The organism is Plantibacter sp. PA-3-X8, assembly GCF_003856975.1.
GTDB lineage: Bacteria > Actinomycetota > Actinomycetes > Actinomycetales > Microbacteriaceae > Plantibacter > Plantibacter auratus.
Genome location: NZ_CP033107.1, coordinates 384,928 through 405,381, shown reverse-complemented (window position 1 = coordinate 405,381; position 20,454 = coordinate 384,928). Strand labels below are relative to the sequence as shown.

Annotated in this window: 19 protein-coding genes; 7 read left to right on the top strand and 12 right to left on the bottom strand. The window is 70.0% G+C overall.

The window, feature by feature from the left end; genetic code table 11:
* Window positions 1-250: 250 nt before the first annotated feature.
* The 4 genes from EAO79_RS01970 (at window position 251) to EAO79_RS01955 (ending at window position 4,449) form a co-directional block, all read left to right on the top strand.
* Window positions 251-1,135: an alpha/beta hydrolase gene (locus tag EAO79_RS01970; protein ID WP_124767591.1), complete on the top strand. Its 885-nt coding sequence runs from the start codon at window positions 251-253 to the stop codon at window positions 1,133-1,135.
* A gap of 152 nt (window positions 1,136-1,287) precedes the next feature.
* The gene (locus EAO79_RS01965; protein ID WP_241160959.1) at window positions 1,288-2,706 is read left to right on the top strand and encodes an FAD-binding oxidoreductase; all 1,419 of its coding nucleotides are present in this window, start codon (window positions 1,288-1,290) and stop codon (window positions 2,704-2,706) included.
* Between the two features lie 56 nt (window positions 2,707-2,762).
* Complete coding sequence (locus EAO79_RS01960) at window positions 2,763-3,812, top strand: biotin/lipoate A/B protein ligase family protein (protein WP_079706437.1); 1,050 nt, start codon at window positions 2,763-2,765, stop codon at window positions 3,810-3,812.
* Between the two features lie 91 nt (window positions 3,813-3,903).
* Window positions 3,904-4,449 carry a HEAT repeat domain-containing protein gene (locus EAO79_RS01955; protein WP_124767590.1) on the top strand — a complete coding sequence of 182 codons (546 nt, stop codon included), beginning with the start codon at window positions 3,904-3,906 and terminating at the stop codon, window positions 4,447-4,449.
* 72 nt (window positions 4,450-4,521) lie between these two features.
* Here the strand turns inward: EAO79_RS01955 and EAO79_RS01950 are convergent, their stop codons facing one another.
* From EAO79_RS01950 to EAO79_RS01940, 3 genes are read right to left on the bottom strand one after another with little or no spacing between them, the layout of a single operon-like run.
* Window positions 4,522-5,022, bottom strand: a complete 501-nt coding sequence (locus tag EAO79_RS01950; RefSeq protein WP_079706439.1) for a hypothetical protein — start codon at window positions 5,020-5,022, stop codon at window positions 4,522-4,524.
* Window positions 5,023-5,063: 41 nt separating this feature from the next.
* Complete coding sequence (gene ppk2, locus EAO79_RS01945; protein ID WP_124767589.1) at window positions 5,064-5,984, bottom strand: polyphosphate kinase 2; 921 nt, start codon at window positions 5,982-5,984, stop codon at window positions 5,064-5,066.
* A gap of 60 nt (window positions 5,985-6,044) precedes the next feature.
* Window positions 6,045-6,338, bottom strand: a complete 294-nt coding sequence (locus EAO79_RS01940) for a GNAT family N-acetyltransferase (protein WP_071260637.1) — start codon at window positions 6,336-6,338, stop codon at window positions 6,045-6,047.
* Between the two features lie 70 nt (window positions 6,339-6,408).
* On the opposite strand from EAO79_RS01940, the gene EAO79_RS01935 reads away from it, so the two are divergent.
* Window positions 6,409-7,275 carry a site-specific DNA-methyltransferase gene (locus tag EAO79_RS01935; RefSeq protein WP_079706442.1) on the top strand — a complete coding sequence of 289 codons (867 nt, stop codon included), beginning with the start codon at window positions 6,409-6,411 and terminating at the stop codon, window positions 7,273-7,275.
* A 78-nt stretch (window positions 7,276-7,353) separates the two neighbouring features.
* Here the strand turns inward: EAO79_RS01935 and EAO79_RS01930 are convergent, their stop codons facing one another.
* The 4 genes from EAO79_RS01930 to EAO79_RS01915 all read right to left on the bottom strand — a co-directional run bounded on the left by EAO79_RS01930 (window position 7,354) and on the right by EAO79_RS01915 (window position 13,255).
* Entirely contained in the window at window positions 7,354-8,367 is a 1,014-nt protein-coding gene (locus tag EAO79_RS01930) for a LacI family DNA-binding transcriptional regulator (RefSeq protein ID WP_124767588.1), read from the bottom strand.
* Window positions 8,368-8,502: 135 nt separating this feature from the next.
* On the bottom strand, window positions 8,503-9,951 hold the full coding sequence (locus EAO79_RS01925; protein ID WP_124767587.1) for a GH1 family beta-glucosidase: 1,449 nt from the start codon (window positions 9,949-9,951) through the stop codon (window positions 8,503-8,505).
* 303 nt (window positions 9,952-10,254) lie between these two features.
* Complete coding sequence (locus EAO79_RS01920) at window positions 10,255-12,051, bottom strand: MDR family MFS transporter (protein ID WP_124767586.1); 1,797 nt, start codon at window positions 12,049-12,051, stop codon at window positions 10,255-10,257.
* Window positions 12,052-12,160: 109 nt separating this feature from the next.
* A complete protein-coding gene (locus tag EAO79_RS01915; protein WP_124767585.1) occupies window positions 12,161-13,255 on the bottom strand; it encodes an alpha/beta hydrolase in 1,095 nt (364 codons plus the stop codon).
* Window positions 13,256-13,336: 81 nt separating this feature from the next.
* Here EAO79_RS01915 and EAO79_RS01910 point away from each other — a divergent pair, with 81 nt between their 5' ends.
* A complete protein-coding gene (locus tag EAO79_RS01910) occupies window positions 13,337-14,188 on the top strand; it encodes a M15 family metallopeptidase (protein WP_229939707.1) in 852 nt (283 codons plus the stop codon).
* Between the two features lie 156 nt (window positions 14,189-14,344).
* On the opposite strand, the gene pgm is transcribed toward EAO79_RS01910, so the two are convergent.
* From pgm to EAO79_RS01890, 4 genes are all read right to left on the bottom strand, one after another.
* The gene (pgm, locus tag EAO79_RS01905; protein WP_079706448.1) at window positions 14,345-15,964 is read right to left on the bottom strand and encodes a phosphoglucomutase (alpha-D-glucose-1,6-bisphosphate-dependent); all 1,620 of its coding nucleotides are present in this window, start codon (window positions 15,962-15,964) and stop codon (window positions 14,345-14,347) included.
* A gap of 28 nt (window positions 15,965-15,992) precedes the next feature.
* On the bottom strand, window positions 15,993-16,433 hold the full coding sequence (locus EAO79_RS01900; RefSeq protein ID WP_241160957.1) for a type II toxin-antitoxin system VapC family toxin: 441 nt from the start codon (window positions 16,431-16,433) through the stop codon (window positions 15,993-15,995).
* Window positions 16,434-16,435: 2 nt separating this feature from the next.
* The gene (locus EAO79_RS01895) at window positions 16,436-16,678 is read right to left on the bottom strand and encodes a ribbon-helix-helix protein, CopG family (protein WP_124767583.1); all 243 of its coding nucleotides are present in this window, start codon (window positions 16,676-16,678) and stop codon (window positions 16,436-16,438) included.
* 125 nt (window positions 16,679-16,803) lie between these two features.
* Window positions 16,804-18,372, bottom strand: a complete 1,569-nt coding sequence (locus EAO79_RS01890) for an alpha/beta hydrolase (RefSeq protein ID WP_124767582.1) — start codon at window positions 18,370-18,372, stop codon at window positions 16,804-16,806.
* Between the two features lie 289 nt (window positions 18,373-18,661).
* On the opposite strand from EAO79_RS01890, the gene pheA reads away from it, so the two are divergent.
* On the top strand, window positions 18,662-19,624 hold the full coding sequence (pheA, locus tag EAO79_RS01885) for a prephenate dehydratase (protein WP_086475276.1): 963 nt from the start codon (window positions 18,662-18,664) through the stop codon (window positions 19,622-19,624).
* A gap of 120 nt (window positions 19,625-19,744) precedes the next feature.
* On the opposite strand, the gene EAO79_RS01880 is transcribed toward pheA, so the two are convergent.
* Window positions 19,745-20,413: a GntR family transcriptional regulator gene (locus EAO79_RS01880; RefSeq protein ID WP_124767581.1), complete on the bottom strand. Its 669-nt coding sequence runs from the start codon at window positions 20,411-20,413 to the stop codon at window positions 19,745-19,747.
* Between the last annotated feature and the right edge of the window lie 41 nt (window positions 20,414-20,454).

The following is a 20,454-nucleotide window of genomic DNA, read 5'->3' as shown; positions in this document are numbered from 1 at the left end:
CGGTGGATCGCACCCGGGGAGGTGTGAGTGAGGGCGCCTCGGCACCGGCGGTGGCTGCGCCTACCGGGTGAGGGAGGCGAGGCGGTTCGTCGATGCGATGGCGCGGGTACTGTCACCAGCCATGGCCGCTCACCTCGCTTCCGTCGAAACCTGCCGGCCCGCCGTTCGGGCCTCGTTCACCGTACGCCTGCCCTCCGGGAACTGCAAACGGACTCGCCACGCCGCCGGGCCGAGGGCCTACGCTGGCGGGATGAGCGAGCAGACCCCGCCACCCGTCGACGACGCGAACCGCCCCGTCGAGCCGCGACCGTATGCGACCGAGACGATCGTCGACGACGACGGCGTCACGGTCTACGTCTACCTGTGGGAGGTGCCGAACCCTCGGGCCGTCGTGCACATCGCGCATGGGGCGGGGGAACACGCCCTCCGCTACGGGCGCCTCGCCGCACGGCTCAACGACGCGGGGTACGCGGTCGCGGCCGACGACCACCGCGGCCATGGTCGCACGGGGCTCGAGCACCTCGGCCTCGGCAAGCTCGGCCCGCGGACGACCCGGGGTGCGATCGACTCCGTCGCCGCCGTCGGCCGGTACCTGCGGACCCGCTTCCCCGAGTCGCGGCTCGCGTTGCTCGGGCACAGCTGGGGCTCGCTCATGGCGCAGAAGGTCGTCGCCGAACACGATCTGTACGAGCTCCTCATCCTCTCGGGCACCTCGCTCGCGATGCCCGGAGTCATCAACGCCGGTGACCTCAACAAGCGCTGGCGGAAGACCGGGAAGACCGGTCTCGAGTGGCTCAACCGCGACCCGGCCGCCTGGGCCGCATTCGCCGCCGACGAGCGCAACTTCGACATCGGCGTCACCCCGGTGTGGAACCCGATCCAGGCGTTCGCCTTCCTCGGTCGCCCGCCCCGCCGCATGCCGCGCAAGCTGCCCGTGCTCATCCTCGGCGGGTCCGACGACTCCCTCGGTGGTGTGCGCGGACTCACCCTCCTCCGGGACGCCTACGTCAAGCGCTCCAAGCTCACCGACGTGACGCTCATCATCTACCCCGAGGCGCGACACGAGATCTTCAACGAGCTGAACCGCGAGGACGTCGAGCGCGACGTCGTGGAGTGGCTCGACAAGCGAACCTGAGCCGCCCCGGCCCGGCAGCGCCCGCCCCGGTCCGTGAGCGCCCGCTCCGGTCCCTGAGCCTGTCGACGGGCAGCGAACGCCACCACCCGGTGACAAGCTCAGAGGCCGCGGGGTACAGTCGCGGCACCCACACTCGACGCAGAGGAGACCCGGTGACCTCGGACGGACCCACCTACAGCCACCGCAGACGGAACTCGGCGGAGCGCATCGCGCGGTCGCTCGCGGGAGCGAGCACGGTCCCGTACTGGCTCGACAGCCCTGATCGGCCGTCGCCGGAGCCTCGACTCGTCGGCCAGGTCACGGCGGATCTCCTGGTCGTCGGTGGCGGCTATTCCGGACTCTGGACGGCGCTCATCGCCAAGGAGGCCGACCCCTCGCGTGACGTCGTGCTCATCGAGGGCAAGGAGGTCGGCTGGGCGGCGAGTGGCCGGAACGGCGGCTTCTTCGAGGAGAGCCTCACCCACGGCGTCGACAACGGCGAGCGCCACTTCGCCGACGAACTGCCGGAGCTCGATCGCCTGGCGGACGAGAACTTCGACGAGTTCGTCGCCACGCTCGACCGCCTCGGGATCGACGCCGAGTTCGAGCACACGGGTGTGCTCACCGTCGCGACCGAGCCGCACCAGGTGGACGCGCTGCGCGAGGTGTCGGGGGACGGTGTGTTCCTCGATCGCGAGGCCGTCCAGGCGCTCGTGCATTCGCCCGTGTACCTGGCTGGTCAGCGCGAGTGGAAGAGCACCGCGCTCGTCCACCCGGCGAAGCTCGCCTGGGGGTTGAAGCGCGCGTGCATCGAGCTCGGTGTGCGGGTCTTCGAGCACACCCCGGCGACCCGGCTGCGGCGCTCGGGCGACGGCGTCGCGGTGACCACGAAGCAGGGCGGGGTACAGGCTCGGCAGGTCGCGCTCGCCACCAACGGCTTCCCGTCGCTCCTCAAACGCACGGAGCTGCTGACGATCCCCGTGTACGACTACGTGCTCATGACCGAGCCGCTCTCCCCGGAACAGCTCGAGAGCATCGGTTGGACCGACCGCTTCGGCATCGCCGATTCGAGTCGTGAGTTCCACTACTCCCGCCGGTCAGCCGACGACCGCATCCTCTACGGCGGCTTCGACGCGGTCTACCACCGGGGTGGCAGGATCCGGCCGGAGCACGATCAGCGCCGCGAGACGTTCGAGACCCTCGCCGACCACTTCTTCACGACCTACCCGCAACTCGACATCCGGTTCACCCACGCGTGGGGCGGCATGATCGACATGTGTTCGCGGCTCTCGGCGTTCCAGGGCACGGCCCTCCGCGGACGCGTCGCCTACAGCGCCGGGTTCACCGGACTCGGGGTCGGCGCCACGCGCTTCGGGGCGAAGGTCATGCTCGATCTGCTGAGTGGCGAGTCGACCGAGCTGACCCGCCTGAAGATGGTGCGGTCCAAACCGATCCCCATCCCGCCGGAGCCCATCGCGAACCCCGCGATCCAGACCGTCCGCCGCGCGGTCGCCCGTTCCGACGCGAACGAGGGCCGCGACGGCCTGCTCCTGAAGGTCATGGACCGCTTCGGCATCGGCTTCGACTCCTGAGGGGTTCGGCTCCCCTTCCGGGGAATCCGGACGCCGTCCAGGAATAGGCTGGGGGCATGCATGGTGAGTACAAGGTCCCGGGTGGCAAGCTCGTCGTCGTCGATCTCGAGGTGGTCGACGACCGCATCGCGGACTTCCGCCTCGCCGGTGACTTCTTCCTCGAACCCGACGATGCGCTCGCGCTGATCGACCGCGCCGTCACCGGGCTCCCCGCCACCACGGACGCCGCAGGTCTCGCCGCCGCCATCCGCGGCGCCCTGCCGGAAGATGCCGTGCTCCTCGGGTTCACGCCCGAGGCGGTCGCGACGGCCATTCGCCGCTCCCTCGCGAAGGCGACGGGCTGGGGCGACTACGACTGGCAGCTCATCCACGAGGGCTCGGTGTCGCCGCAACTCCACCTCGCGCTCGACGAGGTCCTGACGAACGAGGTCGGCGAGGGCCGCCGCGGTCCGACGCTCCGCATCTGGGAGTGGGACCAGTCGGCGGTCGTCATCGGCAGCTTCCAGTCGCTCAAGAACGAGGTCGACCTCGACAACGCGAAGGCGAACGGCTTCGAGGTCGTCCGCCGCGTCTCCGGCGGTGGCGCGATGATGATGCAGCGCGGTGGCATCATCACCTACTCGCTCTACGTCCCCGCCGAGCTCGTGAACGGCATGACCTTCGCCGACTCCTACGCCTACCTCGACGACTGGGTGCTCGTCGCCCTGCGTTCGCTCGGCATCGAGGCGACGTACCAGCCGCTCAACGACATCACGAGCCCGTCGGGAAAGATCGGCGGTGCCGCGCAGAAGCGGCTCGGGAACGGCGCCGTGCTGCACCACGTCACGATGAGCTACGACATGGACGGCGAGCTCATGACGCAGGTGCTCCGCATCGGGCGTGAGAAGCTCAGCGACAAGGGCACCACCTCGGCCGCCAAACGCGTCGACCCGCTCCGCAGCCAGACCGGGCTCTCGCGGGCCGAGATCATCGATCGCATGAAGGACACCTTCGTCGAGATCACCGGCGCGACCCCTGGCCATGTCACGGATGCCGAGCGCGCCGCCGCCGAGCAGCTCGTCACCGACAAGTTCGCCACCGACGCCTGGCTCACCCGCGTCCCGTAGCCTGCCGCAGCCCGCGAACTGTCACCAGTGGCGGGGGTGGGCCTGCATCACCCACCGTTGGTGACAGCTCGCGGGCTAGGGGGGGGGGACGATGACAGCGCAGAACGAGACACCCGACCCGTCGACCCCCGCCACGCAGGCGTCCCTCGAGCAGCGGCTCGCCGACGCGGTGGCCGCCGAGAGCGAGATCCGGGTCGTCGAACGCTGCGTGTCCCTCCTCGCCGGTCGCTACGAGGGTGAGGACTTCCTCCGCGTCGTCGGCGGACACCACGCCGAGGGCATCCTCGGCGGAGCGCCCGCGCTGTACTGGCCCGAGCTCTGGGGCACCCGCGCCCTGCTGCACGTGTGGGACGACTCGGCGACCGCGCCCGTCATCGGAGCACTCGGCAACCAGGCCTGGCGCGTCCGCGAGATGGCCGCACGCGTCTGCGCCGAACGCCGCGTCGGCGACGTCGCCGCGATCGCACCACTGCTGAGCGACGACCACGCCCGTGTGCGCGCTGCCGGAGCCCGGGCGCTCGCCGTCGTCGGTGGTGAGGACGCCAAGCCGCTCCTCGAGGCGCTCCTCCGCGACCCCGACCGCGAGGTCCGTCGCGCCGCGCAGCAGTCCGCGAAAGCGCTCGCCGCCCGCCGCTGAGCTCGCGAAGGGGCCCGAACGGCGGGTCCCGGACGCCCGACATCGGCCATTCGGGACCCGTCGCGGGCCGAACTAGTGGGTGCCGGCCTCGAGCAGGATGATCACGATCCCGAACAGGGCCGTCGCGACGCCGCCGAGGAGACACCACCACCAGCGTGACCCGCGCACGACGAACGCCGCGCACCCGAGTACGAAGAGCATCAGCGTCGACACCTGCAACGCCAGGATCACGGCGTGCTCATGGCTGAGCACGCCGGCGACGCCGAACACGAGCGGGATCGTCGGGAGGACCGCGGACAGGAGCATCCCGGACGACTCCTGGAACCCGTGCCTGATCGACGCGCCGAGCGTCACCAACGCCTCGTGTCGGTCGTCACCGTGGTGCGCGAGGGCGGCCGAGTAGACGTGCGCGAGCCAGAACACGATGAGGGTCAGCGCACTCGTGATGAGCACCTGCTCGACGTCGTCCTCCTCGTACACGCTCGACGCGCCGACGAGGCCGGCGTAGACGACGGTGCCGTAGATCGCGCTCGACGAGGTGAGGCGTCGCAACGGTGACGGTTTCGGCTGCATGATCCAGAGGATAGCGGGCGCTGCGGCCCGGCGTCCCCGGTTCAGTCGCCGAGGTTGCGCTCGCCGCGTTCGTAGACCGAGGCCGCTGGCCCGACGATGTTGGTGTCGGGCGTGCCGACGACCTCGTGGTCCTTGTTGTCGTAGTCGAAGCGGTGCAGCACATGCCGCATCGCCTCGACCCTGGCGCGCTTCTTGTCGTTGCTCTTGACGATCGTCCACGGGGCGTCGGCCGTGTCCGTCGCCTCGAGCATCGCCTCCTTCGCGCGGGTGTAGTCGCCCCACTTGTCGAGTGAGGCCAGGTCCATCGGGGAGAGCTTCCACTGTCGCACCGGGTCGACCTGGCGGATCGCGAAGCGCGTGCGCTGCTCGTCGGCGGAGACGGAGAACCAGAACTTCACGAGGTCGACGCCGTCACCGACGAGCATCTGCTCGAACAGCGGGGCCTGGCGCATGAACTCGTCGTACTGCGCCGGGGTGCAGAACCCCATCACGCGTTCGACGCCCGCGCGGTTGTACCAGGACCGGTCGAACAGCACGATCTCGCCGGCGGCCGGCAGGTGCTGGACATAGCGCTGGAAGTACCACTGCGTGGACTCGCGGGTGGTGGGCTTCTCCAGCGCGACGACGCGGGCGCCGCGCGGGTTGAGGTGCTCCGTGAAGCGCTTGATCGTGCCGCCCTTGCCGGCCGCGTCGCGTCCCTCGAACACGACGACCAGCCGACGGTCGTTCGCCTTGATCCAGTTCTGCAGCTTCAGCAGCTCGATCTGGAGCAGTCGCTTGTCGCTCTCGTACTGCTCTCGCGACATGCGCTCGGCGTACGGGTAGCCCTCGCGCCACGTGTCGATGTGGCTGCCGGAGGCGTCGAGCAGGATGGGGTCGTCGTCGTCGACGTCGACCACCTGGTAGCCGTCGACCTGGTCGAGTGCGGGCGGCGGGGCGTAGTGCGAGACGAGCTGCTGCATGGTCGGGACGCTAGTCCCCGCGCGTAACCGTCAGGTGGCCGGTGGGTGACGCGCTGGTGGCTAGCCGGCTGAGCGGGTGAGGAGGTCCTGACGCTCGGGGTGCGCGTCGAACCACTCGCCCACGTACCAGCACATCGGGACGATCCGACGGTCGCTGTGCTGCTCGACGTCGTCGACCGCGTAGGCGACGAGTTCGCCCGCGTACCCCTTGCCGCGGAAGGGCGGCGTGGTGAAGGTGCGGGGGAACGAGATCGAGTCGCCCGAGATCCGGTAGTCGACGACGCTCACCAGCTGGCCGTCGACGTGCATGGTGTAGCGCTGGGCATCGGTCTCGTTGGCGAACTCCGTGGTCATACGCGGTACAACGCGCGGGGCCGATCGTTCCTTCCCGGGTGTGCGGGCTGCTGGCTGCCAGAATAGGCACATGTCCCTCGCCGCAGCAGCCGATGAAGTGCCGCTGCGATGGACCCCGGACGGCCCCGACCTCGTCCTCGAGGGCGACAATCTCGACGTCGTGGCGCAGCTGCCCGATGAGTCGTTCACGCTCATCTACCTCGACCCGCCGTTCAACACCGGGCGGGTGCAGCGTCGCCACTCCTCGACCTCGGTGCGCACCGCTGAGACCGGTGTGAACCGTTTCGCCGGCTTCAAAGGGCAGGCGTACGAGCGCATCCGCGGCGACCTCCGACGCTTCGACGACGCCTTCGACGACTACTGGGGCTTCCTCGAGCCGCGACTCGTCGAGGCCTGGCGCGTCCTGGCCGCCGACGGCACCCTCTACCTCCACCTCGACTACCGCGAGGCGCACTACGCGAAGGTGCTCCTCGACGCCCTCTTCGGCCGGGAGTGCTTCCTCAACGAGATCATCTGGGCCTACGACTACGGCGCGAAGGCTCAGAGCCGCTGGCCGACGAAGCACGACACGATCCTCGTCTACGTGAAGGACCCGAAGGGGTACCACTTCGACAACGCGACCGTCGATCGCGAGCCCTACATGGCGCCCGGGCTCGTCACTGCGGAGAAGGCGGCGCGCGGCAAGCTGCCCACCGACGTCTGGTGGCACACGATCGTGTCGCCGACCGGTCGCGAGAAGACCGGGTACCCGACCCAGAAGCCGGAGGGAATCCTACGTCGTATCGTGCAGGCGTCCTCCCGCGAGGGCGACTGGGTGCTCGACTTCTTCGCCGGCAGCGGCACGACGGGGGCGGTCGCGAAGGCGCTCGGTCGTCGGTACGTCCTCGTCGACGAGAACCCGCAGGCGCTCGAGATCATCCGCGCCCGCCTCTCCTAGCCCGCGAACTGTCAGTTCAGCACAGTCGCTGCGCCCGGGACTGTCGTCTGGTGACAGTTCGCGGGCTGGCGGGGAGGGTCAGACGGAGGCGCGCGGAACGAGGCGGGTCGGCATCATCGTGACGCGCTCGACCGGCTCGCCCGCGAGGCGACGGACCAGCACCCTCGCCATCTCGGCGCCGAGGTCGACGGGCGACTGCGCGATCGTCGTGAGCGGCGGTGCGGCGGTCTCACCGTAGCGGTCGTCGTCGTAGCCCACGACGGCGATGTCGCCGGGGATCGTCAGGCCGGCCTCGCGGATGACGGAGTAGGCGCCGGCGGCCATCTGGTCGTTCGCGGCGAAGAGCCCGTCGATGGGCACGCCCCGGGCGAGGAGACGCCGCATCGCGGCAGCGCCGTCGGCCGGGGAGAAGTCGCCCACCTCGACGAGGTCGTGTGGAAGACCCGCGAGCTCGAGCTCCGCACGCCACCCGGCGAGTCGGTCGACCCCACCCGGCATGTCCTGCCGGCCCGCGATCATCGCGATCCGCGTCCTGCCGGCCTCGATGAGGTGACGGGCAGCGGTCCTCGCGCCCTCGACGTTGTCGACGTCGACGTAGGTGCTGTCGACGACGTCGGCACCCATCGGGCGACCGCCGAACACGATCGGGAGCTCCTGGCCGAGTCGGGTGTACGAGTGGTCACCGCTGTGGTGTGACACGACGAGCGCGCCGTCGACGTTGCCGCCGAGCAGGTAGCGGCGGGTCTTCTCGGAGTTCGCCTCACTCGCGATGAGGAGGTTGAGCGTGTAGTCGGTCTCCGCCAGTTCGAGCGCGACGCCCTGCACGACCGACGCGAAGAAGGGGTCCGAGAACACCCGGGCGGTCGACTCCGGGACGACGAGCGCGATGACCTGGGTCCGGCGGGAGGCCAGCGACCGAGCGGCGCGGTTCGGGACGTAGTCGAGCGCGGCGATCGCCTCGTTCACGACCGCGACGACCTCGGCCGTGACCTTCGGCGAGCCGTTGACGACGCGCGACACGGTCGCGCGGGAGACGCCTGCGCGTGCCGCCACCATCTCGAGCGTGGGGGCTCCTTGACCGGACTGCATCATCGTCCCCTTCCGAGCGGGTGAGCGTGCCGAGTGCAGTGTATCGCCGGGCGTCTGGACGTCCGTGGCCGGTGCCGCTCCTCAGGAGGTGACCGGCGTGTCGCGGCCCCTCGATCGACACGCCGGAGTGTTCCTGCGTCAGGGAAGCTCCGCCACGGCGGGCACCACACGCGAGGCGGCGATGCGGCGCGCGTACGCGAGTCCGCTGTCCTTGATCGTGCGCTCCTGCGTGTCGTAGTCGACCCGCACGATCCCGAACCGCTTGTCGTAGCCGTATGCCCACTCGAAGTTGTCGAGCAGTGACCAGACGAAGTAGCCGCGCACGTCGGCGCCGTCGGCGATCGCGAGTTCCACCTGGTCGATGTGGTCCTGGATGAAGGCGTCGCGGTCGACGTCGTGGATGCGGCCGTCCTCCGCGACGACGTCGTCGTAGGCCGCGCCGTTCTCGGTGACGTACAGCGGCGGCAGCGTCGGGTACTCGCGGCCGAGCCGGACGAGCAGGGTGCGGAGGCCGGCGGGGTGCACCTCCCAGTCCATCGCGGTGCGTGGGAGTCCACGGCTCGGGAAGGAGATGTCGGGCGAGGCGAGCCACGGCGAACCGGCCTCGCGCTCGGTCGCGCCGGAGTGGCCGCCGTCGGCGCCGGAGTCGTCGGGGTGACCCGACACGAGGTCGTCGTGGTAGTGGTTGACGCCGAGGAAGTCGATCGGGGCGGAGATGGTCTCGAGGTCGCCGTCGTGGACGAGCGTGTCGAGGCCGAGGCCCTCGAGGTCGTGGGCGACGTCGGCCGGGTACGCGCCGAGGACGATCGGTTCGAGGAAGATGCGGTTCATGATCCCGTCGACGCGGCGGGCGGCGTCGACGTCGGCCGGGTCGGTGGGGTCCGCCGGGATCGCATTAGTGAGGTTGAGGGTGATGCCGATCTGCTCGGCACCGAGCTCGCGGAGGCGCGTGGTGGCGAGGCCGTGGGCGAGGTGCTGGTGGTGGATGGCGGCGAGCGCGGCGGCCTCGTCGCGGCGGCCGGGTGCGTGCACGCCGACGGCGTAGCCGAGCAGGGAGGAGCAGAACGGTTCGTTGAAGGTCGTCCAGTGCTGGACGCGGTCGCCGAGCGCCTCGTAGGTGGCCTCGGCGTAGTCGACGAAGCGCAGGGCGGTGTCGCGGTTCGTCCAGCCTCCCTGCTCCTCGAGCGCCTGCGGGAGGTCCCAGTGGTACAGGGTGAGCCAGGGGAGGATGCCGGCGTCGAGGAGCTGGTCGACGAGACGGCTGTAGAAGTCGAGGCCGGCGGGGTTGACGTCGCGGTCGCCCGGCTTGATGCGCGCCCAGCTCGTGGAGAAGCGGTAGGCGTCGAGGCCCAGCTCGGACATGATCGCGACGTCGCCGGCGGTGCGGTGGTAGTGGTCGACGGCGACCTCGAGGTCGTCACCGTTGGCGATCGCGCCGGGCACCCGGGCGAAGGCGTCCCAGATGGAGTCCTCCTTGCCGTCCTTGTGCGCTGCTCCCTCGACCTGGGCGGCCGCGGTGGCGGAACCCCAGAGGAACGGCGGCAGGATCAGGGCCGGACGGGTGGTGGGCTGGGGGGCGTGCGTCATCGAAGCTCCTCGTGGCTGGGTGCACGCCCATGCTATCGCCTGCTGAGAGCGCTCTCATGCCGGTCTGATGTGTGGGTGGGGTGTGGCGCCAGCGCGGTGCGCTGATGCGAGCGCGGGTCTGCGGCGTGGGCGCGCCCCTCCGGAGGGGCGCGCTCACGCGCTGGGGTCGCGGTGACGCCGATTCGACAGCGGTCACGTCAGCGCACCGCGCTGACACCCGGATGACCCGTCAGCGCGGTGCGCCGGCGGCGGTCACCCCGCGCTCACGTCAGCGCGGTGCGCTGGCGAACCGCCGAACGACGGTCAGCGACGGGCGGGCGGATCGACGACGCGGTTGCTCGCCGTGTCGGGTGACAGCTGCGACCCCGCCAGCTCGGCGGCACGCTGGGCGGCGAGCGACAACTCGTCCTCGGCGTCCTCCGCAGCCTGGGCGTCGGTGCGCTCCTGCAGCGCGGACTTCGCCCGCAGCGGCGGCGCCTTGAGGAACCAGCTCAGCACGAACGCGACGGCGACCACCGCGAAGCTCACCCAGAACACGGTCACGGTCGCATCCGCGAACCCCGTGAGGAACGGCGCGGCCAGGTCGTGGTTCGCACCGACGAGGAACGAGGTGTCGCCGTCGAGCGCGGAACCGGCCGAGCCGCTGTTCTCCTGCGCCCGCTGCAGCACCTTGAGGATGCCCTCGTTCGCCGGGTCCGACAGCACGGCCGGGTCCTGCGCCGCAGCCCGGACCCGCTCGCTGAGCGTCGGGTCGGCGAACGCCGCCGCGATGGTCGTCGGGATCCGCGTGTAGAGCACGGAGAAGATCACGGCCGTGCCCAGCGTTCCACCGATCTGACGGAAGAAGGTCGACGAGCTCGTCGCCACCCCGATGTCGCGTGCCTCGACGGCGTTCTGGCTGGCGATCGTCAGCGTCTGCATCAGCTGGCCGAGTCCGAGGCCGACGAGCAGCATGCCGCCCATCATCCACCAGACGGGCTTGTCGGCCGTCGCGAAGCTGAAGTAGAAGAAGCCGCTCAGGAGCAGGAAGGTCCCGACGATCGGGAACGCCTTGTACTTGCCGGTCCGCGCGATGATCTGACCGCTCGCGATCGACGAGATCATGAGGCCGAGGATCATCGGCAGCATCAGCAGACCGGACTCGGTCGGCGTCGCGCCTTCGACGAGCTGCAGGAACAGCGGCACCGTCATCATCGCGCCGAACATGCCGAACCCGACGAGCACGCCGAGGATGGTGGCGACCCGGAAGGTCGAGTTCTTGAAGAGCTTCAACGGGATGAGCGCATCGTCGCCCATGGCCCGTTCGACGAGGATGAACCCGATGATGCCGGCGACCCCGATGGCGTAGCAGGCGATGGACCCGGCCGAGGCCCAGCCCCAGATGCGGCCCTGCTCGGCGACGAGCAGCAACGGCACGACGGCGAGGACGACCGTTGCGGCGCCCCACCAGTCGATGCGGACGCTGTGGCGGGGGTGCGGGATGTGCAGGAAGCGGAGGACGATCGCGAGTGCGATGACGCCGATCGGCAGGTTGATGAGGAACACCCAGCGCCAACCGGTGATGAACAGCAACTCGGGGGCACCGGCGAACAGGCCGCCGATGAGCGGGCCGATGACGCTCGAGACGCCGAACACCGCGAGGAAGTACCCCTGGTACTTGGCGCGCTCGCGCGGAGCCAGCATGTCGCCCATGATCGTCAGCGGCAGGGCCATGAGGCCGCCGGCACCGAGGCCCTGGATGGCGCGGAAGATCGCCAGCTCGTACATCGAACCGGACATGCCGGCGAGGAGCGAGCCGATGAGGAAGATCGAGATCGCGATGATGAACAGCGGGCGGCGGCCGAAGATGTCGGACAGCTTGCCGTAGATCGGCGTCGAGACGGTCGAGGTGATCAGGTACGCGGTGGTGACCCACGCCTGGAGGGCCATGCCGTCGAGGTCGTCGGCGATCGTGCGCATCGAGGTGCCGACGATGGTCTGGTCGAGTGCGGAGAGGAACATCCCGGCCATGAGGCCGAAGATGATGAAGAGGATCTGCCGGTGACTGAGGACGGGGGCGGATCCCGACGGCTCGGTCGAGGCGGGGGAACTGGATGACATGCGGTCTCGTTCGACTCTGGGCGCGCCGGTTTGCAGGCGCACCGACGTTGGGGATTTTGCGTAGTGTGCAAACTTACACCCGGCGCAAGTTCCGCGGCAACCGCTTCGGTCAGGGCGTGGTGGTCGGCGCTGCGTCGAGGTTCGCGTCGAGCGCCGCGAGGTAGTCCAGGGTGGCCGCGAGTGCCACGTGGGCGTCGTCGAGGTCGAGGTGGAACTGGTACTCGTGGGGGAGTGCCGGCTCGTGGTCAGCGGCCCAGAACAGCTTCGTGACGTCGACGCCGGCGTCCTCGAGGGCGCTGCTCATCGGGACCGACTGCAACCAGGTGAGCGCGTCGCCGTTCCCGCCGGTGATGAAGGTCGGCGGGAAGTCGGCGGTGACGAAGTCGATCGTCGACATGAGCGCGCCGGTCGACGTCTCCGACCAGTCCTTCGTACCCGCGTAGGCCCAGAGGGCGGTCTGGAGGCCCCAGGCGCCGATGCCGTCGAGCTCGGCCATCGCCGGCAGGTCGTAGACCCCGCAGTTGAGGATCGTCCCGACGAGCTGGTCGGCGTCGATACCAGGGGTCATGCCCGACAGCGTCGCGTAGTCCGGGTTGGTCGTGAGGACGGCGAGCTGGCTGGCGAGCTGCGATCCCGCTGAGTCGCCCGCGAGCACGAGGCGGTCCGGGTTCCCGTTCCACTCGGCGGCGTGCTCCGAGATGTACGCGAGGGCGTCGTTGAGTTGGTTCACGGCCGTCGGATAGACGGCCTCGGGAGCGATCGTGTAGTTGACCGCGATCGTCGTGTACCCCGCTGCTGCGAGGATGCGGAGGTAGGGCTCGACGTTGCCCTTCTCGCCGGAGATCCAGGCGCCGCCGTGGATCCAGACGATCGTGGTCAGCGGTTCGGTGCCGTCCGCTGGGGTGAAGACGTCGAGGGTGGTGTCCACCTGTGGTCGGCCGCCGCTCGGTGCCGCGTACGCGATGTCGCGGAACTCCGTGAGCTTCGTGTCGGGGACGTACGGTTCCATCTCGGCGACCGTCGCAGCACCGCCGCGTTCGAACACCGAGCGGATGAGGAGCGCGGACGGCCACGGGGTGATGGCCGCGATGACCGCGACGACGAGGCCGAGACCGATCACGACGGCGGCCGCGGTCAGGAGCCGACGGAATCGCGGGCGCTTCCGGTGCGTCGGCGCGTGGTGTGCTGGCGTCCCTGCGGTCATGGTCGGGCCCCTCGTCCGGTGTGCAAGCCTGTCGACAGTGTGGCAGAGGCGCATGCGCCGTGTCGCGGTTAGGCTCGACGTGTGACCGCAGCCCACCAGCCCTCCCACCGACGCCCGGTTTCGCGGCGCGTCCGACGCAACCGCGTGATCGCGTTGAGCGTCCTGGCCGCCGCGCTCGCGATCCTGCTCGTGGTGCTCGTCGTGAACATCGCCGGCGGCGCCACGCCCACCCCGGCCGCCGCCACGAAGACGCCGAGCGCGACCCCGTCCGTCACCCCGACGCCGACCCCCACGCCGACGCCGACGGAGACGGTTCCGGTCGCGCCTCCAGCCCCGCCGGCGTTCGACAAGGCCGCCTACTCGATCGACGACCCGCTGAGCCCGTGGGTGGTCGTCAACAAGACCCGGCCGCTGAACCCGGTCGACTACACACCACCGGACCTCGTGTCCGTCCCCGTCGCCCACACGTGGGACCCGCTGTTGCGTGCCGAGGCCGCCGCCGCGATCGTGCAGCTGTTCGACACAGCCTCCGCCGAGGCCGGCCTGTCGCTCGCCTCGAACAGCGCGTACCGCAGCTACTCGAGCCAGGTGTCGGTGTACAACAGTGAACCCGACGACTCGACGACCGCACGCCCCGGCTACAGCGAGCACCAGACCGGCTGGACGATGGACATCGGTGCCGAGAGCGGCAACTGCTCGCTCAACACCTGCTTCGGCGACACGGCGGAGGGCCAGTGGCTCGCCGCGAACGCCTACCGCTTCGGGTTCCTCCTGCGGTACCCGGCCGACAAGGTCGACGTCACCGGCTTCTCGTTCGAGCCATGGCACTACCGCTACATCGGCGTGCCGCTCGCGACCGAGATGCACAACACGGGCGTGACAACGCTCGAGGAGTTCTTCGGGCTCCCGGCGGCTCCCGGGTACCTGAACTAGCCCTTCGACAGGCTCAGGGACCGGGGCGGAGCGGGCTCAGGGACCGGGGGTCGGCACGTCCCTCGACAGGCCCGGATGCAGGCGACAGGCCCGGATGCAGGCGACGGGCTCGGCGAGCGTGTGTCCGCTCACCGAGCCCGTCGAGGCGTCGGCTGCCTAGGCGCCGAGGGCGGCGTCGACGATCTGCTTCGCCTCCGCCTGGACGAGCTTGAGGTGCTCCGCGCCCTTGAACGACTCGGCGTAGATCTTGTAGACGTCCTCGGTGCCGGACGGACGAGCGGCGAACCACGCGTGCTCGGTCACGACCTTGACGCCGCCGATGGCCGCGTCGTTGCCCGGCGCGTGACTGAGCTTCGCGACGATCGGGTCGCCGGCGAGCTCGGTCGCCGTGATGGCGTCGCCGTCGAGCTTGCCGAGCCGCGCCTTCTGTTCCTTCGAGGCGGCGGCGTCGACGCGCTCATACACGGGGTCGCCGAAGCGCTCGGTCAGCTCCCGGTAGAGCACCGAAGGGGTCTTGCCCGTCACGGCGAGGATCTCGGCGGCGAGCAGGCAGAGGAGGATGCCGTCCTTGTCGGTGGTCCACACCGAGCCGTCGAAGCGGAGGAAGCTCGCGCCGGCGCTCTCCTCGCCACCGAAGCCGACCGAGCCGTCGACGAGACCGGGAACGAACCACTTGAAGCCGACCGGGACCTCCCAGAGGCGGCGTCCGAGGGATTCGGCCACGCGGTCGACGACCGACGACGACACGAGGGTCTTGCCCACGGCTGCGTCCTCGCGCCAACCTGGCCGGTTCGCGTAGAGGTAGTCGATCGCGACGGCGAGGTAATGGTTGGGGTTCATGAGCCCGGCGTCGGGCGTGACGATGCCGTGGCGGTCCGCGTCGGCGTCATTGCCGGTGAGGAGGTCGAACTCGTCGCGTCGTGCGACGAGTGCCGCCATGGCGGAGGGCGACGACGGGTCCATGCGGATCTTGCCGTCCCAGTCGAGCGTCATGAACGCCCAGGCCGGGTCGACGTGCGGGTTCACGACGGTGAGGTCGATCTCGTAGCGGTCGGCGATCGCCTGCCAGTAGTGGACGCTCGCACCGCCGAGGGGGTCGGCACCGATGCGGATCCCGCTGCGCTTGATGGCGTCGAGGTTGATGATGTGCTTCAGGTCGTCGACGTAGTTGCCGCGGAAGTCGTACGTCTCGACGGCAGACGGTTCCGCCATCTTGACATCGTGCAGCCCACCGGCGATGAGCTCGTTGGCGCGGTTCGCGATCCAGGAGGTCGCGTCGGAGTCGGCAGGTCCGCCGTGCGGGGGGTTGTACTTGAAGCCGCCGTCGGCCGGCGGGTTGTGGCTGGGCGTGACGACGATGCCGTCCGCCTGGTCGCCGTTGCCTTCGGCGTTGTACTTGAGGATCGCGTGGCTGAGCGCAGGGGTCGGCACGAAGTCGTCGAACTCGTCGACCAGGACGCGCACACCGTTGGCGACCAGGACCTCGAGGGCGGTCGTCTGCGCCGGCCCGCTGAGCGCGTGGGTGTCGGAGCCGATGAAGAGCGGCCCGGTGATCCCCTGGCTCGCGCGGTACTCGACGATCGCCTGCGTGGTGGCGGCGATGTGGTCCTGGTTGAACGCGGTGTTCAGCGAGGAGCCGCGGTGGCCGGAGGTGCCGAACACCACCCGCTGCTCGGGGATCGAGACGTCCGGCTTCAGCGTGTAGTACGCGTCGATGAGCGACGGGACGTCGATCAGATCTGCTTCGGTGGCGGGGGTACCTGCGCGATCGTTCATCGCACCAGTCTGGCAGGAACGACCGATGTCAGGAAGGCGCTTGACCCGTGGCGAGTGGCGATTCCCAGCGGAGGTCGGGGAAGCGCGCGAAGTCGCGATCGAGCGTGACGAAGGTGGCCCGGTGTTCGATCGCGAGTGCGGCGTGGGCCGCGTCCGAGACGAGGTTGCCTTGGGCCTCGACCGCTGCACAGAGCGAGGTGAAGACCGTCCAGAACGACGGGCCAGGGCGGACGACCTGAACGCCGGGCTCGTCGCGGAGTCGCTGCATCTGCTCGAGCGCGATGGAGATCGGAGTGGGATCGACGAAGATCCGACGCTGGGTCACGATCCGGATGTACCCCGCGAGCACGGCTTCGCTGACGCCCAGGGGTTCTCTCGATCGGACGGCATCTTCCAACCAGGTTGCGAGCGTGCGGTGGTGTTGTGAATCGGGTCGGAACGCGCCGATGAGGACGTTGGTGTCGACCACCTTCACTCGAAACCGTCCATGATGTCCTCGAGTTGCGCGTTGTTCGTGAGGTCGATTCCTGGGCGGGGTCCTCCCCCGCCGTACGGCACGACCTTGTAGGGTTCCCGCTCGGGCGGCGCGGCCGCTGCGGCCAGCTTCGCGCGCAGGGCCTCTTCGATGTAGGCGGTGACGGTCTTCCCCTCCTGCGAGGCGTGCTCGCGGACGGCCTCGTAGAACTCGTCGGCGAGTCGGATGGTCGTTCGCATGAGCCGAGCCTACGAAGGCGTATGTCGGTATGTCAACGACGTTACCCGGTTCCCTCGGCGCAGGGGCGGGCCGACACAGATCTGTGGAGAGGTCCCTGCTCCGGGTGCCTGTGGAGGGCCGTCGACTAGCGCGTGGCGAGGAGCGCCGCGGCCGAGGCGGAAGCGGAGGCGGTGGTGGAGGTGCTCGTCGTGGACGCGCCCGCCCCGGCGCCCGCGGCGTCCGGCACGGAGGTGCGCTGGTGGGGCGATACGGGCGTCGTCAGGTCGGCGACCGCCGAGGCCTGACCCGTGACGATGCGCTGGATGGCGTAGAGGCTCTCGGTGGCCGGCCCGAGGTACTTGCCCCGGTCGTCGGCGTTGCTCGACCCGACCGCGTTGTGTCCCTCGACGGCGCCGAGGTGGTCGCCGTCGCCGAGCGTCAGCCCGTCCGAACCGAAGGTGGTCGCGCCCCAGGAGCTCGTCGCGGGGTCGGCTCGACCGGACAGGAGCTGGCCGAGACCGGCGAGGGTGTCGGCGCTCGCCTGGGAGGCGTACACGCGGCCGGCCGGGACGTGCAGATCGTCGATCCTGATCTCCGTCGGGATGCCGGCCGAACCGAGCATGACGAAGTCGTCGACGTGATAGTCGCCGGACGCCAACGCGAGCGAGGCCGTCGCCGTGCCGTAGGAGTGCGCCACGACGCTCAACCGGGAGACGACGCCGTGAGCGGAACGGACGGCGTCGTATCCGGCGAGCACCCCGGCGAGCAGGGGAGCCCCCTCGATGGCCCGGTCGTTCGACGGCACCTCGAGTGCGCTCGGGCTGTGTCCGCCGATCCAGAGGATGACCGCACTGTCGGCTGCGGCGGTCTGGATGCGCTTCGCCCCGCGCAGGTAGTCGTCGAGTTCGAGGGCGCTGCTGTTCATCCCGGGGACGAGCACCGTGACGTAGGCGGCGGTGTCCACGTCTCCGACGGCGACCGCGACCCGCGGGGGTCCGGAGCCGCCCGCCTGCAACGTGATCAGGTACTCGGGCTGGAGGCGGGCGGCGATCGCGTCCGGTGCGTACCGGTCGGCGAGCAGCTTGATCGCGTCCAGGCGCGACAGGGTCGTGGCGAGGGCCGCCGAGTCCGCCTGCCCGTCGACCTGGTCGCTGCTCACCGTCAGCGAGCGGTAGCTCGCCTCGGTGTCGGCGAGGAGGCCGGCGAGCCGGGAGACGTTGGCCGTCGCCCGGTCCGTGTAGGCGACACCCTCGAGGTTGCCGATGACCGCCGGGTAACCGGTGATGAGCAGTGCGCGGTATCCAGGAGCGAGCTCGGTCCACAGCTGCGCGACCTGCGATGAGGACATCGTCGTGAGGGTCGTCGCCGCCGCGGCGAGATCCCCGGCGTAGGCGGTGGTGAAGGCGGCGGCCGTCATCGTCGGGACGGAGGAGGCCGCCGGTGCGAAGTCGGCGGCGGAGATCGCGGACGCACCGGCGGTCGAGGTCTGCGTCACCGTGACCACGCCGGCCAGGATCGCGGCGATCGCGACGGTCATGACGAGCGACTTGACGAGGGTCGCGCGGGCCGCCGAGATCGGCCGGTGCACCCAGGTCGGCAGCGACAATGACGGGAGGCTCCAGGAGGAGCCGACGCTGAACGCGGCCTCGCTGCCGCTCGCCAGGTTCAGTCGGGGAGTGGACCGCGGGGCGGCGTCGGTGAAGACACTCGTCACGTCACTCCTGTTCCTGTCTCAGCCCGTCGGGTGGAGCCTCGCGCGACATGGATCACGCATCGAGATCGGGGAGACGAACGGCCGTGAACTCGCTTCCCGAGACGAGCGGCAGCGCTCAATACACCCTTGTATCCATTGTGGCGGGTAGTGGCGTGATTTGAATAGCTCAAAACGGGGGGTATCGGGGCCGAAATGACCCGATCTTCCTGGAAATCACCCGAATGTGACCTGGATGGGAGTCAACGGTCGTCCAAGGGCGTGTCGCGAACCACACGGTACGCTCGGAGGCATGCCAGCCGCACCCGCCGACGACGCCCTCCGGAGCTACAGTTTCCTCGGTCCGAGCGGGACCTTCACCGAGGTGGCGCTCGGCCAGGTCGAGGAGGCCAGGGGCCAGATCTGGAAGCCCGTGTCGAACGTCGGCGAGGCGCTCGGCGACGTCCTCGAGGGCCGCAGCACAGCCGCGGTCATCGCCATCGAGAACTCGGTCGACGGAGGGGTGTCCGTGGCGCAGGATGCACTCGCCACGATGCCCGGTCTCCGCATCGTCGGCGAGGTGCTCGTGCCGGTGAACTTCGTGCTCGTCGCCCGCCCCGGAACCCGCCTCGAGGACGTCTCGGTCGTGAACGCGCACCCCGTTGCCTACGGGCAGTGCCACCTCTGGCTCGACGCCAAGCTGCCCTCGCACGGACACATCCCGGCGTCGAGCAACGTCGCCGCCGCGGCCTCGCTCCTCGACGGCACCTCCACCGCCGACGCCGCGGTCGCCCCGCCCGGCATCGTGAACCACTACGACCTCGACGTCCTCGCGGAGAACATCGGCGACAACCCGAACGCCGTGACCCGCTTCGTCGTCGTCAGTCGCTCACGGGAGATCCCGGCCAGGACGGGCGCCGACAAGACGAGCCTCATCGTCGAGCTGCCGAACGACGAGTCCGGCTCGCTGCTCGGCATGCTCGAGCAGTTCTCCACGCGAGGCGTGAACCTGAGCCTCATCGAGTCGCGGCCCATCGGCGACGCGCTCGGCCGGTACCGCTTCGTGATCGACGCCCTCGGACACATCGAGGACGAGCGGATGGCCGACGCCCTGCTGGGGCTCCGACGCTTCAGCCCGAATGTGATCTTCCTGGGCTCGTACCCGAGCGCCGATCGCACCGCCGTCGACTACCACTCCCGGTACAACGACGAGGTGTTCATCGAGGCCCGCGACTGGTTGCGCGGGCTGCTCTCGGCGGAGCCGCTCGACGACTGAGCTGTCACGTTCGCGCATAACTCCTGCTGTCGGTCCGTGTCCGAACTCGGGGACGGCGTGTCAGCGGGATTCGCGGCCGGGTGCGGGAGTTGTGGGCGCCGACCGCGCGTCAACGGTGCCTCAGCTGACGATGTCGACACCGTGACCGCGGAGGCGACGCTGGTCGGCGGTGAGTGATGCGATGAGCCGCTCGTTCGTCCCGCGGATGTGGCGCGCGACGAGGTCCGCAGCGCGCTCGGGGTCGCGCGCCGCGACCGCGTCGAGGATGGCGCGGTGCTCCGTGGCTGCCTGCTCTCGGGCCTCGGGCGTCCGCACCTCGAGCCAGCGGGTGCGGGCGAGCCGGACCATCGCGCCGTGCACCCCTTCGGCGAGCAGGTGGTTCGCGGACAGCGTCGCGAGCTCCTCGTGGAAGTCACCTCCTACGCGGAGCACCGTGTGCTCGTCGTCGGGGCGGGGTTCGTCGAGCAGGGTGCGGATCGCGGCGAGCTGCGCTTCGGTCGCGCGTTCGGCGGCGAGCCGGACGCCGGCGGTCTCGAGCGCCTCACGGACCTCGGCGATGAGGCCGATCTCCTCGAGGTCGATGGGGGCGACGATCCAGCCGCGGCCGTCGCGACGCGCCAGTCCCTCGGCCTCGAGCCGGGTGAGTGCGGCGCGCACGGGCGTCCGTGACGCCGCGAAGCGTTGCTCAAGCCCCCGCTCGGTGAGTGGCTGCCCGGGCGCGAGGTCGAGGGTCAGGATCGCCCCGCGGAGGCGCTCGTAGAGCTGGGTGGTCTGCGTCGGAGTGCTCATCCGTGTTCCCGATCCGGCCGGTGGCGATTGGTATACCAAAA